Annotated in this window: 16 protein-coding genes; 4 read left to right on the forward strand and 12 right to left on the reverse strand. The window is 51.1% G+C overall.

The features are described from left to right. Positions 1–321: 321 nt before the first annotated feature. The 12 genes from AC0LWF_RS08330 to coxB form a co-directional block, all read right to left on the reverse strand. Positions 322–870, reverse strand: coding sequence for a D-lyxose/D-mannose family sugar isomerase (locus AC0LWF_RS08330; protein WP_474651082.1), 549 nt, complete (start codon positions 868–870; stop codon positions 322–324). Positions 871–947: 77 nt separating this feature from the next. After that, the gene (locus tag AC0LWF_RS08335) at positions 948–2,216 is read right to left on the reverse strand and encodes a carbohydrate kinase family protein (RefSeq protein WP_474651083.1); all 1,269 of its coding nucleotides are present in this window, start codon (positions 2,214–2,216) and stop codon (positions 948–950) included. A 2-nt stretch (positions 2,217–2,218) separates the two neighbouring features. Beyond that, positions 2,219–3,379 carry a Gfo/Idh/MocA family protein gene (locus AC0LWF_RS08340; protein ID WP_474651084.1) on the reverse strand — a complete coding sequence of 387 codons (1,161 nt, stop codon included), beginning with the start codon at positions 3,377–3,379 and terminating at the stop codon, positions 2,219–2,221. A 1-nt stretch (position 3,380) separates the two neighbouring features. Beyond that, the gene (locus AC0LWF_RS08345; RefSeq protein WP_474651085.1) at positions 3,381–4,229 is read right to left on the reverse strand and encodes a class I fructose-bisphosphate aldolase; all 849 of its coding nucleotides are present in this window, start codon (positions 4,227–4,229) and stop codon (positions 3,381–3,383) included. A gap of 218 nt (positions 4,230–4,447) precedes the next feature. After that, on the reverse strand, positions 4,448–5,209 hold the full coding sequence (locus tag AC0LWF_RS08350; protein ID WP_474651086.1) for a DeoR/GlpR family DNA-binding transcription regulator: 762 nt from the start codon (positions 5,207–5,209) through the stop codon (positions 4,448–4,450). Between the two features lie 12 nt (positions 5,210–5,221). Further along, a complete protein-coding gene (locus tag AC0LWF_RS08355) occupies positions 5,222–6,259 on the reverse strand; it encodes an aldose 1-epimerase family protein (protein WP_474651087.1) in 1,038 nt (345 codons plus the stop codon). 157 nt (positions 6,260–6,416) lie between these two features. Beyond that, positions 6,417–6,884 carry a DUF420 domain-containing protein gene (locus tag AC0LWF_RS08360; RefSeq protein ID WP_474651088.1) on the reverse strand — a complete coding sequence of 156 codons (468 nt, stop codon included), beginning with the start codon at positions 6,882–6,884 and terminating at the stop codon, positions 6,417–6,419. A gap of 43 nt (positions 6,885–6,927) precedes the next feature. Then, complete coding sequence (gene ctaG, locus AC0LWF_RS08365; protein WP_474651089.1) at positions 6,928–7,827, reverse strand: cytochrome c oxidase assembly factor CtaG; 900 nt, start codon at positions 7,825–7,827, stop codon at positions 6,928–6,930. 85 nt (positions 7,828–7,912) lie between these two features. Next, complete coding sequence (locus tag AC0LWF_RS08370) at positions 7,913–8,230, reverse strand: cytochrome C oxidase subunit IV family protein (protein WP_474651090.1); 318 nt, start codon at positions 8,228–8,230, stop codon at positions 7,913–7,915. Between the two features lie 3 nt (positions 8,231–8,233). Further along, complete coding sequence (locus tag AC0LWF_RS08375) at positions 8,234–8,854, reverse strand: cytochrome (ubi)quinol oxidase subunit III (protein WP_474651091.1); 621 nt, start codon at positions 8,852–8,854, stop codon at positions 8,234–8,236. Next, the gene (gene ctaD / locus AC0LWF_RS08380; protein WP_474651092.1) at positions 8,851–10,743 is read right to left on the reverse strand and encodes a cytochrome c oxidase subunit I; all 1,893 of its coding nucleotides are present in this window, start codon (positions 10,741–10,743) and stop codon (positions 8,851–8,853) included. Before ctaD ends, AC0LWF_RS08375 begins: the two co-directional genes overlap by 4 nt. A gap of 27 nt (positions 10,744–10,770) precedes the next feature. Beyond that, positions 10,771–11,814, reverse strand: a complete 1,044-nt coding sequence (coxB, locus tag AC0LWF_RS08385; RefSeq protein ID WP_474651093.1) for a cytochrome c oxidase subunit II — start codon at positions 11,812–11,814, stop codon at positions 10,771–10,773. A 351-nt stretch (positions 11,815–12,165) separates the two neighbouring features. Between coxB and AC0LWF_RS08390 the strand changes: the two genes are divergently transcribed. The 4 genes from AC0LWF_RS08390 to AC0LWF_RS08405 all read left to right on the forward strand — a co-directional run bounded on the left by AC0LWF_RS08390 (position 12,166) and on the right by AC0LWF_RS08405 (position 14,803). Further along, entirely contained in the window at positions 12,166–12,900 is a 735-nt protein-coding gene (locus tag AC0LWF_RS08390) for a hypothetical protein (RefSeq protein ID WP_474651094.1), read from the forward strand. 130 nt (positions 12,901–13,030) lie between these two features. Continuing rightward, positions 13,031–13,489, forward strand: a complete 459-nt coding sequence (locus AC0LWF_RS08395) for a MarR family winged helix-turn-helix transcriptional regulator (protein WP_474651095.1) — start codon at positions 13,031–13,033, stop codon at positions 13,487–13,489. Positions 13,490–13,580: 91 nt separating this feature from the next. Then, positions 13,581–13,970 (forward strand): DoxX family protein, encoded by a 390-nt coding sequence (locus AC0LWF_RS08400; RefSeq protein ID WP_474651096.1) that lies wholly within the window; start codon positions 13,581–13,583, stop codon positions 13,968–13,970. Positions 13,971–14,026: 56 nt separating this feature from the next. Then, positions 14,027–14,803, forward strand: a complete 777-nt coding sequence (locus AC0LWF_RS08405; RefSeq protein ID WP_474651223.1) for a pirin family protein — start codon at positions 14,027–14,029, stop codon at positions 14,801–14,803. Positions 14,804–14,850 lie beyond the last annotated feature (47 nt).

The following is a 14,850-nucleotide window of genomic DNA, read 5'->3' on the forward strand; positions in this document are numbered from 1 at the left end:
TCTAGCATCTCGTAGCCTTCTTAACCGTCCAGCCTCAGCGCACGCCGCAGACTCTATCCGGCTCTAACGGTTGTCAGAATGGTTATTTCGTGAAATGGGCTGCTTTTGAAATGGTAACGGTTGTGACAGAGGCTATTTGCTGCAGAGTGATCCATTCTCAGTGAAAATCCCCTGAATAAGCTCGCTAGCAACCGTTAGCCTATAAAAGTGGTCATTTAGAGCCGTTTAAGCACTGTGGCGACCGTTACAATGGGGAGCGCATAGATCAAAACAAGGACATCTTCTGATTAGAAGGTGTCCTTGTTTCCTTGCTTTTTCGTTCTAAACGTCTTCCTCAATAACCGGAACCCTGATAATTCTCGGATCTGTAAAAATATCAAACTCATCGCGGCTCGTACTCGAGAACTCCGACACGACCGCACCTTTCTCCCCAGCTTGGAACCAGTGCTTCGTGCCCGGCGGAATGGTATACTGCTGTCCCGGCTTCAGCTCGATCTCGTGGAAGACGGTGTAGTACTCCTCGCTGCCCCTCGGAACCCGCGCTTGAATCGTGCCGTTACTCTCGCCTTCAACGTAGAGCCATACGATTCCGTACCGGCAGCGGAAGGTCTCCATCTTGCCGGGATCGTCGCCAACCGGCGGGTGCGAATGTTCGGGACAAGTCTGGCCTGCGAACAAGACGAGATCCTTCGCACAGTAGCGGTCGGTATTGATGTATGTGATGAGCTCAAGCCCTTGCTGCTGCAGATCGCCAAGCCCAAACTCCGCAACCTCAATATTACTGCGCTCTTCCGGTGTCAATGTAATACCCAACTGATCAAACATCGCCGCCGTCCGCTTCTGCGCCGCGCGCACTTCGCTTCTTCTCATCCCTTAACGCCTCCCGTTAAAAATCATACTCATCTGGACAATGCGCCTTACTGACGGTACAAGTCTTCTACCGCCGCTTACTTCTGCTCTTCCGGTCCATACCACACGCCGTCAGCCACGCCGCCTCCCGCATCGCCGCCATCAGCCGCGCTACCGACAGCGCCACTTCCCCCGCCGCCGCTGCGCCAGCCCGGCAGCGCAAGCTTCACCTCGCGCCGTCTCCAGCCTGCCGCCATCCGCTGCTGCACCGCTCCCCAAGCGGGCACGCCGCTCGTCGCGTCCGTTTGCTCCACATTGCAGGCGCCGACTGCAACGGCGCCATTCAACACCGCCTCCGGCGCAAGCCCCTTCAAGAGGCCCGCGAGGAAGCCCGCGATCGTGCAATCTCCTGCTCCCGTCGTGCCAGCAACGGCGACTTCGAAGCAGGGAACGAGCAGCTCGCGTCCCACCCACGCGTCCAGCTCCTCCGGCACAGCCGCACCAATGGCAGCAAGCTTCGCTGCATCGTCTGACGTCCGCAGGTACAGACCATGCTCCCCGAGCTTGAGCACGACGATGCTGACGCCGAGATCGAGCAGCTCCTGCGACAGCTCGCGCAGCAACGGCCCTTCGGCGAAAGGCAGCAGATCGTTCGTTCCATGCTGCGCAAGCAACGACTCGTATTGCTCCCGGCGCAGCATATACAGAATTTCCTCGAAGCTCGGAAGGAACACATCCACCTGCGGTAGCGCTTTCAATAATATGCTGCGCCAATCCGCGCGTCCTGCTGGCGACTCCGGGTCCGGCTTCGCCAGATCGAGCGACACCGTAAGGCCGGCGCTCTTCGCCTTTGCCAGCAGCGCAGCAAGCTCGTCTCCGCCATCCTCATACATCTTCCGCATTAGCGGCGGATAGCCGAAGTGGAACAGCCTCACCCCGGCAAGCGCCTCCTCCTGTATATCCGCAGACGTAAACGTATCATTGGCTCCGGTACAATGCAGGAATATGCGGTCAATGTTCGGCGGATTAATGACCAGCGTATAAGAACTGCTCTCGCCTGCGGCAACAATCATGCCGCTCGACAGCTCCTCTCCGCCGTAGCTGCGCAGTACATCGACAATTGCGCCGCCGAACATGTCATCACCGATCTTGCCCATCAGCTTCGTGCGCAGTCCGAGCCGGTGCAGCGCGAGTCCCGTGTTAGACACTGCGCCGCCTGTGGCGATAACAGCAGCGCCAATATCGACAAGCTTGCCCGGTACGAGGATCGCGCCTATACCTTCTTTCATCTCATGCATTGCCGGGATAACATCGAGGCAAATATGCCCGGCAACGACGACTTCCGCACCTGCGCGAGCAGCACTCACCGCTAGTCCCTCCAGTCAATTGCAATCGTTTGACCTGTTCGCTCAGATGCGAGCGCTGCCGTGAACACGCGATGGCTGCCCTGCGCTTCCTCCGGCGTTGCACAATAGAACGGCTGCTGCATCCCGTCTCTTCCATTTGCAAGCTCGTCGCAGAATGCCGCCCACATTTGCAGGATCGAGTCCGAGAAACCAAATTCAAAGATACCGCCTGTAATTGTTCCGTATGCCGATTTATAAGGAACATCCACAACATGCCACGCTTGCTGCTGACCAGGAGAATATGGAAGCGTAGCGACCTGCTTCGGATTTTTCGTGCTGAATTCCGCAGATAGCTCCGTACCTTGAATGCGAATAAACCAAGTATTCGCATGGCCCGGCGCGATACGCTTCGTAGACAGCACCATCGGGAAGCCGCCCTCTGCCGCACTTACTTCACATGCGAGTATCGCATTATCCCATGTCTCGCATGGCGCCATGCCACCCTTGCCGTCTGGACGCTCACTCACGATTTTGCTTAGCAGCGCACGAACGTTATTCGGCTTCCAACCGAATCGCATCGGCAGATGCAGCACATGCATGCCAAGATCGCCCATACAGCCATACTCCCCGTTCGTTGCAATACGGCGCTTCCAATTAATCGGTTTCGTAGGGTCTAAGTCACTGGAGTGCCAAAAGCCCGCCTCCACCTCAATAATTCGGCCGAATTTGCCCTCTTCCACCATCTTGATCAACGCTTGCGCGCCTGGGAAGAATGGGAACTCCGACGAGCAGCGAACGATGACCTCCGGATGTGCAACAAGCGCAGCCGAAATCCGTGCATTCGCATCTCTATCGATTCCAAATGGCTTCTCGCCTAGCAAATGCTTGCCAGAGGCAATAATGTCGACATAGATTTGCGCATGCAAGTTATGCGGCACTGCACAATACACCGCCTCCACCTCAGAGTCCGCAAGCAGCTCACGGTAATCGGTGTAGGTCCGCTGCACGCTTGGAACGTTCTTCTTGAACCACTTCGTCGCTTCCATGTTCGCATCGCACACCGCTACAATCTTCGGCTCGAACTCCACACGTTCCAGATGCAGCCATCTCGCTGCCGCGCTCGCAAACTCCTTGCCCATCAAGCCGCAGCCAATAACGCCGAATCGAATGACTCTCGCACTCATTCTACTCCACGCCCTTTCCAGCCAAAATCGCCAGTGCCTCCGAAGCCGTAGCGCCATGATGCACGATCGACATAAGCGCATTCGTCATGCCTGCCGGGTTCGGGTGCTGAATGACGTTGCGGCCATACACGATACCCGACGCGCCTTGGTTCATCAGCTCGACCGTGCGGTTCACGATTTCTTCATCGCTTGCCCGGCCGCCGCCGCGAACAAGCACCGGAATGCCGGAAGCGACTTCAATGACACGGCGATATTCCGTCACATCATCACATGGATCTGCTTTAATGACATCTGCGCCGAGCTCCACGCCTTGACGAACGAGCGGCATGATTTTGTTAATATCGCCATCGACCATGTAACCGCCCTTCGCCTCATTGGGCAGCATAACAAGCGGCTCAACCATAAGCGGCATGCCGTACTTCTCGCATTCACTCTTCAAGAGCGAAATATTGCGAACACACTGGTGATGCAGCTCCGGCTGTCCTGGCAGCAACAGCAGGTTCACACATACCGCAACAGCATCTAGCGATACCGCCTTCTCAATCGCGCGATCAATAAGCTCGCTGAACAGAAAACGCGGCAGCTCTGTACCATAAATATTCGCCGCATCTGTACGCAGAACAAGTCCCGGCTTCTTCTTGCCCGGAACGCTTTGCAGCCGCTTCGCCTGTCCGATGCTAAGCTGAATACAATCAGGATTCGCTGCCACAATGGTCTCGATTGCTTTCTGCATATTCTCAATTCCGGCTAAGAAGGAATACTCATTAAAGAATCCATGATCGACTGCAACATCAAAACATTTTCCCTGCTCACTAAACATCCGATTTAACCTTGGTGCCACTGCTGACATGTGAACTCATCCCCTTAGTTCTGCTACAAGTGTAAACGGCTGTCGCCGTCCTTTCGGCAAAAGCTTGCGTTTCGCGGAGACATTATAGAAATTCGAACAAATGAAACTTATGCTTTCTATAATGTGAACAAATAATGTTCGTTTATAACATTATTCTATCGAACCATCATTCATCTGTCTATAAGAAATGTTACAAACAAACAATCTCGCTCATTCTCTCACTCCGCAGCAGCTAATAGCTCCACATGACTCTCTTTACATGCCGCGAGCAGCGATTCCTCCGGCGCCTGATCGCAAACGATGCGATGCACCGTATCAAGCGACCCGAATGAGAACAGCTCCTTCGCTCCGAACTTCGTATGGTCAACGACGACATTCACCTCGGCAGCATGCGCAATTGCTATTCGCTTAATCTCCGCCTCATACATGTTCGAGTTGCTGAAGCCATGCTTTGCGCTCACGCCTGTCGCCCCCAGGAATATCCGGTCGAAAGCCATCCGCCCAATCGACTCTACCGTCGCCGGCCCAACTAGCGTCGAGGTCGTTTCGAGCGCCATTCCACCTGTCACAACCGTCGTAATCCTCTTCTCCAGCAGCTCCAGCGCGATGTTCAACGCATTCGTCACAACAGTTATGTTCATACCCGGCTTCAGATGGCGTGCCACATACAAAGTCGTCGTGCCTCCGTCGATGAAGATCGAGTCATTCTCCTGCACAAGCGATGCTGCCGCTCGCCCAATCCGATTCTTCTCATCCGTCATAACGACGGAGCGATCCTGCAGCGTCGCATCCTTCGATGCGAGAATGGCGCCACCGAATGTCCGCTTCACATAGCCGGCATGTTCCAGCTTCTCTAAGTCGCGCCGGATCGTCATTTCCGTCACGCCGAACGTCTCTTTCAGCCCCGCAACCTTCACTTCACCCGTACTCTCGAGCATCGTCATCAGCTGCTGCTGCCGTTCATTCAAGTTCACCGTCATTGCTGCTCACTCCTACACAATCGTCAAATCCAGTTCATATTCACGCGACTCGCCTGGCTCTAACATCACGAGAGTACCGCGCTCCTTCTCCGTCTCCATGCCTTCCACGCCGCAGTTGGACGGTTCAATACCTAATACATGAATTTCCGCGCCTGGCATCTTCCACTGCGAAAGCTTCGGCAGCGTATCCGACTTCCAGCTAAGCGTTACTGCAATAGGAGCAGACTGACCCGCCGCAATCGGAAACCCTGGCTGACGAATCGTCACTGATTGTCGTCCAGATGCTGCACGTTCCAGGTCATGATAATAGACGCGTTCTTGATATGGCGCCGCCGGAGCCGTCCATTTGTCATAACCCTCAACCGGCACACCGTCTATGACGGCTTGTACATTTCCTTTCGGGAAAACAAGCTCGGTTTGCTCTGTAAGCAACGGAAAGCCAAAGTTAAAATGATACAGGATCATATGCGGACAAGGCTCAAAGCCAGCGTTCTCCACCACATCGCGAATGGAGATCCGATTCTCTCCGAGCCTCGTCCGAATCTCTCTTCTTAACCGAAGATGACCGCCGAACATCGAAGTTTCTTCGATCACGCCAGCAATCCGCATTTCATACTCGTCACCAATCCAATAACCTTCAGCGGCAACCTGTTTGGCTGGCGTATGATGGGCTCTGCCATGAAGACCGTAGCTTTTGCCCCCGCTGCTGCTCGGCGACCCCACGCTGATCAATCCGCAAGTCATCAGCAAGCCGCCCGAAGCCGTTCTCAGCCAGCCCATATCTTTATCGTCATAATACGAAGGATGCACGTCGCCGTTTGCCGATTGCCAGCTCAAGGAATTCCCTGAGAAGGTCGCAGCGGACAGATCAAGTCCCTTGTCCGGCATGACATCAAAAGCAAGCCCAGCCCCCGTCCGAACCGAAATCATAGATGATCCCTGCTCATTGCCATCGGCTAATGTTAGCTTGCGAATGCCGCCAAGCTGTTCAATCCGTCCGACGCGGGCTTCGATCTCCCTACGCGTATATTCTTTGCCATGAAGCAACACCAGCCATCGCCCTCCTGTTTGAAACAAACATGTTTTGTTCCATCTTAACATGATTGTACTGTTTCACTGCGAATCTGTAAACTTACCTCTAACGCAAAAAAGAGCGGTAAATCTCATCATAGAGATTTACCGCCCTTCCCTGCATTAAACGAGCTGCTTAAGCGCCGCCAAACAACACATCAAACACTGGCTTGGTGTGACCGCCTGGATACATCAAGTACAGCAGCACATATACCGTAATACCTGTAACAGCCGTGAATAACCATACAACAGAAGTTATACGTCCCCACTTGCGGTGCTTCGCAAACTGGTTGCGGAATGCAAGTGTCAGCGTCGTTAGACCAAACACCGCGCCTACTGTTGCAAGTACGATGTGGAAGAATAGAAACGTCAGATAGTACGGCTTCAGCTCATCAGAGCCGCCCCAATCCGTGTTGCCGACGAATATCGTACGGCACATATAAATAATGAAGAACAGCAATGCCGCAACCGCACCGGCAAGCATTACTTTCTTATGCGCTTCAAGCTTGCGCTTGATCGCTAGACTCCAGCCAATGGCAACTAGAATGGCGCTAATGGCAATGAAGGAGGTGCTAATTGCAGGCAAAATATCATACAGTGACAAACATCATCCCGTCCATTCCTCTATTAATATGAATCGTTTCCGACTAATTAAACGCGCCATGCTCTGGCAACGGATCGTCGGAATCGGCATGCTCTCTCTTATACCAATGGAAGAAGACGTAGGCGAGAATGGCACCATACATCACTTCTTGTACAAGCTTCATAATGATACCGCCAAGCTGCTGATCTTCAGCAGGTGACATGAGATTGAAGAAAGCCGGCCCTTTAAAGGAAGCAAGCAGTGAAGCCGGATCGCCGGAGACACAGTAGCCCATCGCTTTCGCCCATACCTCTGGATCATTATACGTAGCATACATCGGCGTGTCGTTGAAAATAATAAGCGCACAAGCAGGCGTGAGAAGCATGCCGCTTGCGAAGATATAAGCCATTTTGCGTACATCGCTAAGTCGGTTCCATTCCGGAATCGGGCAAGTGATCTGCCACCACATCAAGAATGCTGTCGCTAACAGCACGAGATAGTAGATCCGGTGTACAGCAAAATGAATCATTACGTAGTCATGCACGACTGGCAAATGATAGAGCGAGAACAATACATTAAACACAATTAGCGCAAAAATCGGATGCGTTGCCCATCTGAATCGCTTCCAGAATGGCGCGGAGAACATGGCCATCCATAGAAACGCAGGGATGCTGAACATGATGATCGGCGGAACGACTAAATATGAAACCGACATATCGATCATATGGAACGCAAACATAAGATGTCCAAGCAATTCAAAAGGCCCGCCCTGTACCAGATAGTAGAGCACCATCCCCGATACGAACAACGTCTTCTGCATCACGGTAACAGGCGGTGCCTCGGGTGCATGCTTTTCCTTCCAAGGTCCAGCTAAGTAGAAATAGAGTATGACTAATGCTGTCATAAAGAAGAAAAACCATGGGCTCCATAGCGCGTCAAAACTAAAATATTGCAATCCGAGCATAATGGTACCCCTTTCCACAAACACATTCATTTACAGCAAAAGAGGGGGCCAGCAAGGACCTCCCTCTCTTCAATTTGAGACTGTATTACCACCAAGCCCAGTAAGAAGCCATGATGACAATTGTGAATACGACGAACACGCCACCTAGAATACCTACGATCGGGAATACGTGTCCGCGATCTTTCATATGCATCCAGAAGCCCATTTGAATGAAGACTTGAATGAGCGCCATCGCAACGAGCATGATGTAGATAAACGTAGTGTTAATTTCACCTGCGGCAACCATTGCGAATGCAATGATGGTCAGCAAGATCGAGAAAATAAACGCGATAATATGTTTCTTAGGACCTTCGTGTCTATGGCGTTTGTTCTCTTCGGCAGCAGAATGATGTTGACCAGCCATTCGTTAGCCCACCTTTCCCATCAAGTAAACGACGGTGAAGATGAATACCCACACGACGTCGATAAAGTGCCAGTACATACCAGCCACATATATCTTAGGAGCAGTAACGACATTCAGACCTTTCTTGAGCACTTGAGCGATCAAGATCGAGATCCAGAGTACCCCGAACAATACGTGGGCGCCGTGGAAGCCTACAAGTGTATAGAACGATGTACTAAATGCGCTAGTGGAGAACTTATGTCCTTCGTGGACATAGTTAGTGAACTCGTAAACCTCCAGGCCAAGGAACGCAAGACCGAAGATTACCGTAATAATCAACCAGTTGATCATCGACTTCACGCGGTTCGTATGCATCGACTGAATCGCGAATACGCTCGTGAGCGAGGAAGTCAACAGGATGAACGTTGCAAGTGCTACAGTCGGAAGCTCGAACAGCTCATTCGCTGTCGGGTTGCCGTCGCCAACTTGATGGCGGAGAGCGAGGAACGCTGAGAACAGCGTTCCGAACAATACCGTTTCACCGCCAAGGAACAGCCAGAAACCAAGTACCTTATTACGACCCTCTAATGTTGCTTTTTCCGGTTCGTGAGGGAGTTGTCCGTCTACGTGTGCGTGTCCGCTCATGCTTTAACCCCCTTATCCCCAAGAATTTCATCCGTTTCGATATGGAAGCCATGATCGTCAAATACGGAGCGTAGGAACATACATGCAAGTGTAATTGCAAGGCCTAGAATGGCAATGATGTGATGATGCAAGATCCACGCCCAAGCGCCTGTGCCATAATCACCTTTCGCATACATGAAGCCAAGACCTGCAATGAACAGACCAATCGACATAAAGAGCGGCAGGCTCGAAGGCGAAGGCATATGAATCGGACCAAGCGGTTCTGCTGGAACCATTTCTTTCTTGCCTTCCATCTTCTCTTTCCAGAATGCATCATAACCGCGAACGAGCGGAGTTTGTGCAAAGTTGTATTCAGGTGCAGGAGAAGGAATGGACCACTCCAGCGTACGACCATCTTCCCATGGATCATTGGAAGCGTTGCGCGGTTTCATCGTTGTAACGACGATGTTGATCAGGAAAACAATCGTTCCAAGACCCATGAACATCGCACCGACGGTCGAAATCATATTCAGGTTGTTAAAGCCCATACCGTCGAGGTATGTCCAAACACGACGCGGCATACCCATCAAACCAAGGAAATGCTGTACGAAGAACGTCAAGTGGAAGCCGATAAAGAATGTCCAGAAACTTAGTTTGCCGAGACCTTCGTTCAGCATGCGCCCGAACATTTTTGGCCACCAGTAGTATAGACCAGAGAACAAGCCCATAATCAATCCACCAACGATTACGTAGTGGAAGTGAGCAACGACGAAGTAAGAATCGTGATACTGGAAGTCAGCAGGAGCTGCTGCAAGCATAACGCCTGTTACACCGCCCATTACGAACGTTGGAACGAAGCCGACTGCAAACAGATTCGCTGTTGTGAAACGGATTGAACCGCCCCACATGGTGAACAGCCAGTTAAAGATCTTAATACCTGTTGGCACAGCGATCAACATTGTCGCAATCGAGAACAATGCGTTCGCAACCGGTCCAAGACCTGTTGTGAACATGTGATGCGCCCAAACCATGAAGCCGAGGAAACCGATCAATACAGTTGCAAAGACCATGGAGCTGTAACCAAACAACCGCTTACGCGAGAACGTACTGATAACTTCGGAGATAACACCGAATGCCGGCAAGATGAGGATATAAACCTCAGGATGTCCGAAAATCCAGAAGATATGCTCCCATAGAACCGCATTACCGCCATTAGTTGGTTCGAAGAAGTTCCCGCTGAACACGCGGTCGAACATCATCGCTACCAAACCTACAGTAAGTGCTGGGAAAGCGAACAAGATCAGAGCGGACGTGATAAACGCCGACCAAGTAAACATCGGCATACGCATGAAGCTCATGCCAGGAGCGCGCATGTTAATGATTGTAGCCAAGAAGTTAATACCACCGACCAGCGTACCGATACCGGCGATTTGAAGACCAATTACGTAGTAGTCAAGGCCGTGTGTCGAGCTGTACGTCGATGTCGAGAGCGGAGCGTATGCTGTCCAGCCCGCATCCGGCGCACCGCCTGCGAACCAGCTGACATTCAGCAGGACCCCGCCTGCGAAGAATGTCCAGAAGCCAATCGCATTAACGAACGGGAACGCTACGTCGCGTGCACCGATCTGCAAAGGTACGATCGCATTCATTAATGCGAAGATGATCGGCATCGCCGCAAGGAAGATCATTGTTGTACCGTGCATCGTCAACAATTCGTTGAATGTATGTGCCGCAACGAAATCGTTGAGCGGCTTCCACAACTGAATCCGAATCAGGAGTGCTTCCAAACCGCCGACCAGGAAGAAGAATCCGCCTGACAGCAAGTACAGAATGCCGATTTTTTTATGGTCTACGGTAGTTAGCCAGTCCTTCAGACCGGTATACCGTTTCACCTTATGTCCGTGAGCCAAAGTAGGTACCTCCTTCATTCCTAAGAATTAATATTCTAGCTTCAAGCCTGCCAAGTATTTCGCGATGGCATTAATCTGATCGTCAGTAAGGTCAACCTTCGGCATAAGCGTGCCTGGTTTCACTTTTTGAGGATCCTTGATCCATCTCTTCAGGTTGTCCTCAACGGAGCCTTCGTTCTTATATTCCGGTTTGTCTGTATTCACGAGAATACCTGCAACAGCTTGACGGCTCCCGATACCTGTCAGGTTCGGATACAGCTGTACGCCTTTGTCGCCGATTGCGTGGCAAGACAAGCACTGTTTATTGAGAAGGTCAGCAACCTGCGAATCATCCGGAAGCTGAACGGGGTTCTTCATTGCCGCTACCCAGCGATCGAAGGATGCACGGTCAACAACTTTAACTTTGAAATCCATCAAGGAGTGAGATGGTCCGCAAAGCTCAGCACATTTACCAAGGTAAACGCCTGTCTTAGGCGCTTCGAAGTACATAGTGTTCACGTTGCCGCCTGGGTTTGTATCTGTCTTACCAGCCAGCGAAGGAATCCAGAACGAGTGAAGAACGTCTGCTGTTTTCGCTTCAACCGAGATAACCGCATCATTCGGGATGATCAGCTCTTGCGCTGTCTTCACGCCCAGATTAGGGTATTCGAATTCCCACCAATATTGGTGAGCTGTTACGTGAATTTGAATGGCTTTCGGGTCATGGGTGTAGTCCTTCGCAAGTCCGAATACAGACTTAACTGTTGGCACACCAAGAATGATCAGAAGGACAATCGGGATAACTGTCCAAATAATCTCGAGTTTGTGGTTTCCTTCCACTTGTACAGGAATTGACTTATCACCTGGACGACGGCGGAAACGAATAATAACGTATACTGCAATTGCAAACACAACCAGAACGACCAGAACCATGATCATGATCGTTAATTTCATTAGTCCAAACTGTTCTTCGGCAACCGGCCCTTGCGGTCTAAGTGTAGATAAGTCTGCTCGTCCACATGCTGACAGCAGCAACACCATTCCGACAAGAAGCGGCATAAGCCGTTTTAGAACGTGCCACCGATTCATCATCAATCAACCCCACTTTTTACGTTTTCGCAGCTGCCGTAATGATGGCGCAAAAAGCGGCTGTGCTGCGTGAAATCCAAGATGTTAGACAACTTCCGCAATCTAATCACTTTATTTAATATAAAGTTGGAGGTGCTATTTGTCAATCTTCCCAGCAGTGTTCACAAATTGTTCTCATACCAGTAAACTCGCCGTTTTTTTCGTTTTTTGCACTTGCCAATCGATAGGTTGAAGCCTCCATGTCTATCCTACATTGTGTGCAAAAACCATGGTTCTTTATGTATTGAAACAGCATGCATATTTGCTTCTTTCGGGCCCATTCTAAACATAGGTTTATGAAAGGAGCTACCCTTAATGAAAAAGCGTGAAGCTTATCGTTCTTTTCTCATCCTGATTGCCTCAGTTACCGTGCTAGGACTCGCTTTAAGCGGCTGTAATTATGAACGCCGTGTCCAGAACAGCACCTACGATTATGGCACGAAGCAAAAAGGCGACCCGAAAATGCTCGGCAGCCGCATGTACGGCACAATGAGCGGATTGCCCGGACAGCATGATAACCACTGGTTTGAGTACAGCTCGCTTATTTCAAGCGATGTGTCGAGCATTAACGGAGTAGCCGGCGCGCTTGTATTTCTTACAGATAAGAATGCGTACGTCGCAATTACGACAGATTGGACCGCAACCGGCACCCGGAAGAGCGGCGGCCCAAAAGAGCAGAACAATTCAGGCTCGACTCAGGGCGTATATAATGTAGAGAATGGAAGCCCGTATTGGAATAACCAGCGAATGGTGACGCCATATAACTCTGCGCTTTCCATTAATGATCACAATCAGATCTCTGGCGAGCTGAAGCAGACAATCGCTGTTCATGTCCGCCGTCTGGCGCCTGCCGTACAGGAAGTACACATCTCGGCGAACAAAGAGTTCAACAACCATCTTATTCAATACGCGCAGGAAGCTTGGGCCGGACATTCTCTTACGCCGTGGTTCGCTTCCTTTAATAAGCTTGTTAAACATCAGTTTGCTGGCGGCAACGAAGTCCCAGCGCCACTTAATGTTCAGCAGCAGCGTGCTAAAAATCACACATAATGTATAGGCTGAAGCGCAAGATTGGCGCTTCAGCCCTTTTTTCAATAAAGACGCTTGACAATTGGTTCAAATTCATTTATCTTTAAGTTAAGATATTTGATGTTGAGATTACTACAACCGAGGTGAGCGCATGATGAGTGAACCGATTGAACAGCAATCAAGCAATGAACTTCAATTATTCGTCGTCTTGTCCCGGGCAAGCCAGTGGGTCACCGCCCACGTCCATCAGGATATTCGCAAGCATGGCCTCAATCCGACTGAGTTCGCTGTCCTTGAGCTTCTCTATCATAAGGGCGAGCAGCCGCTTCAGCAGATTGGCGAGAAGATCTTGATGACTAGCGGCAATATTACCTACGTCATCGACAAGCTTGCTGGCAAAGGATTGGCCCAGCGGAAGGCGTGCCCTACAGACCGCAGAGTGATTTTCGCGGAAATTACGGAGCAAGGCACAGCGCTGCTCGATTCGATCTTTCCACTTCATAAAGAAGCAATCGGCAAAGCCGTCAGCGGATTAACCGAAGAGGAACGAGCGCAAGCGATTCACCTGTTGAAGAAGCTCGGCATTGCCGCACAGAGCAGCTTCACTTAGTCGATCAGACTGGTGCGCTGACTTCGTTTTAACAAATATCTTAACTTTAAGAAATTAAAATATTAAATAAATATGAAGGAGAAATGTCATCATGAGTATCGCATTAGGATTATTAATTATTCGCGTTGTTGTTGGGTTAACGTTTGCAGGTCACGGGGTGCAGAAGCTGTTTGGATGGTTAGGCGGGTATGGTCTCAAAGGAACCGGCAGCTGGATGGATTCCATCGGCTTGAAGCCTGGCGTATTGATTGCTTTATTAGCTGGATTGGCGGAATTGGCTGGAGGTCTTCTGTTCGTCCTCGGTTTCTGGATGGTTCCTGCAGCGGTGCTGCTCGTACTGACAATGCTTGGAGCAATTATCTCGGTTCATCGTAAGAACGGCTTCTGGGTGACACAGAACGGTATGGAATACAACATCATCTTGATCGCAGTAGCAATCGGACTTGCGCTGATCGGCGCTGGCGAATACGCAATCGGCTAATGCTTAAATGAAACGACTAAATAACAAACTACATTTATTAGGAGGAATTCATTATGATACAGACACTCGTATACGGACCAACAATGCAAGCAACAGGCGCTTTTGACGGTGGCAAAATTACGGAGCAGAAGCCAATCGGCTTCCCTGGCGAAGGCTCGGTAGTGAAACGCGTGAGCACTCTGTTCTACTGGGCATGGGCTCATTCGAAGAAAGACGGCTATATTCCGCTTCACCCGCATCAAGCGTTCGAAATTATGACGTATGTCGTAGCAGGCAAAGCTGAGCATGGCGATACGCTCGGAACGAAGAGCACCATTGGCGCAGGCGGCGTGCAGCTCATGCAGACCGGTTCCGGCGTCAGCCATGAAGAGCGCTTCGTCGGCCCTGACATGGAAGGCTTCCAAATTTGGTTCGAGCCATCCGTTCAGGAAGCGGTGAAAACAAAACCAACGTACAACCAGTACGAGCATGAAGAGTTCCCAATCGCTAAGGGCGAGGGCTTCGCGAAAAAAACAGTGATGGGCTACGGTTCGCCGATCTCCATCGTAGCTGATGCGCAAATGTGGGATGTTGAGCTCCAGGCTGGCGCGACATACAGCCAAACCATTGAAGCTGGACGCACGCTTACTGCCCTTGCTATCCGCGGCGACGGTTCGTGGACCTATGCATCGCAAGCTGGGAAGGATACAGCGTTCAATCACAAAGACTTCATCGTGGCGAGAGCCGACCAAACCGAAGAAGCGATCATCACAGCAGCCGGCGATAAGCCGCTTCGTCTTATCCTGATTGATGTACCATCCACTGTTGACTATCCGCTCTATCCGAAACGTTAATTATACAAAGGGGATTGCCCCCCGCGAGCATATGCCGCGGTGGAGCA

This window comes from Paenibacillus sp. sgz302114 (genome assembly GCF_056120345.1).

Bases quoted from the DNA above. Each gene is read 5' to 3' on its own strand.
- AC0LWF_RS08330 (WP_474651082.1), bottom strand. From the start codon at position 870: ATGAGAAGAAGCGAAGTGCGCGCGGCGCAGAAGCGGACGGCGGCGATG.
- AC0LWF_RS08340 (WP_474651084.1), bottom strand. From the start codon at position 3,379: ATGAGTGCGAGAGTCATTCGATTCGGCGTTATTGGCTGCGGCTTGATG.
- AC0LWF_RS08345 (WP_474651085.1), bottom strand. From the start codon at position 4,229: ATGTCAGCAGTGGCACCAAGGTTAAATCGGATGTTTAGTGAGCAGGGA.
- AC0LWF_RS08350 (WP_474651086.1), bottom strand. From the start codon at position 5,209: ATGACGGTGAACTTGAATGAACGGCAGCAGCAGCTGATGACGATGCTC.
- ctaG (WP_474651089.1), bottom strand. From the start codon at position 7,827: ATGCTCGGATTGCAATATTTTAGTTTTGACGCGCTATGGAGCCCATGG.
- AC0LWF_RS08370 (WP_474651090.1), bottom strand. From the start codon at position 8,230: ATGGCTGGTCAACATCATTCTGCTGCCGAAGAGAACAAACGCCATAGA.
- AC0LWF_RS08375 (WP_474651091.1), bottom strand. From the start codon at position 8,854: ATGAGCGGACACGCACACGTAGACGGACAACTCCCTCACGAACCGGAA.
- coxB (WP_474651093.1), bottom strand. From the start codon at position 11,814: ATGATGAATCGGTGGCACGTTCTAAAACGGCTTATGCCGCTTCTTGTC.
- AC0LWF_RS08390 (WP_474651094.1), top strand. From the start codon at position 12,166: ATGAAAAAGCGTGAAGCTTATCGTTCTTTTCTCATCCTGATTGCCTCA.
- AC0LWF_RS08395 (WP_474651095.1), top strand. From the start codon at position 13,031: ATGATGAGTGAACCGATTGAACAGCAATCAAGCAATGAACTTCAATTA.
- AC0LWF_RS08400 (WP_474651096.1), top strand. From the start codon at position 13,581: ATGAGTATCGCATTAGGATTATTAATTATTCGCGTTGTTGTTGGGTTA.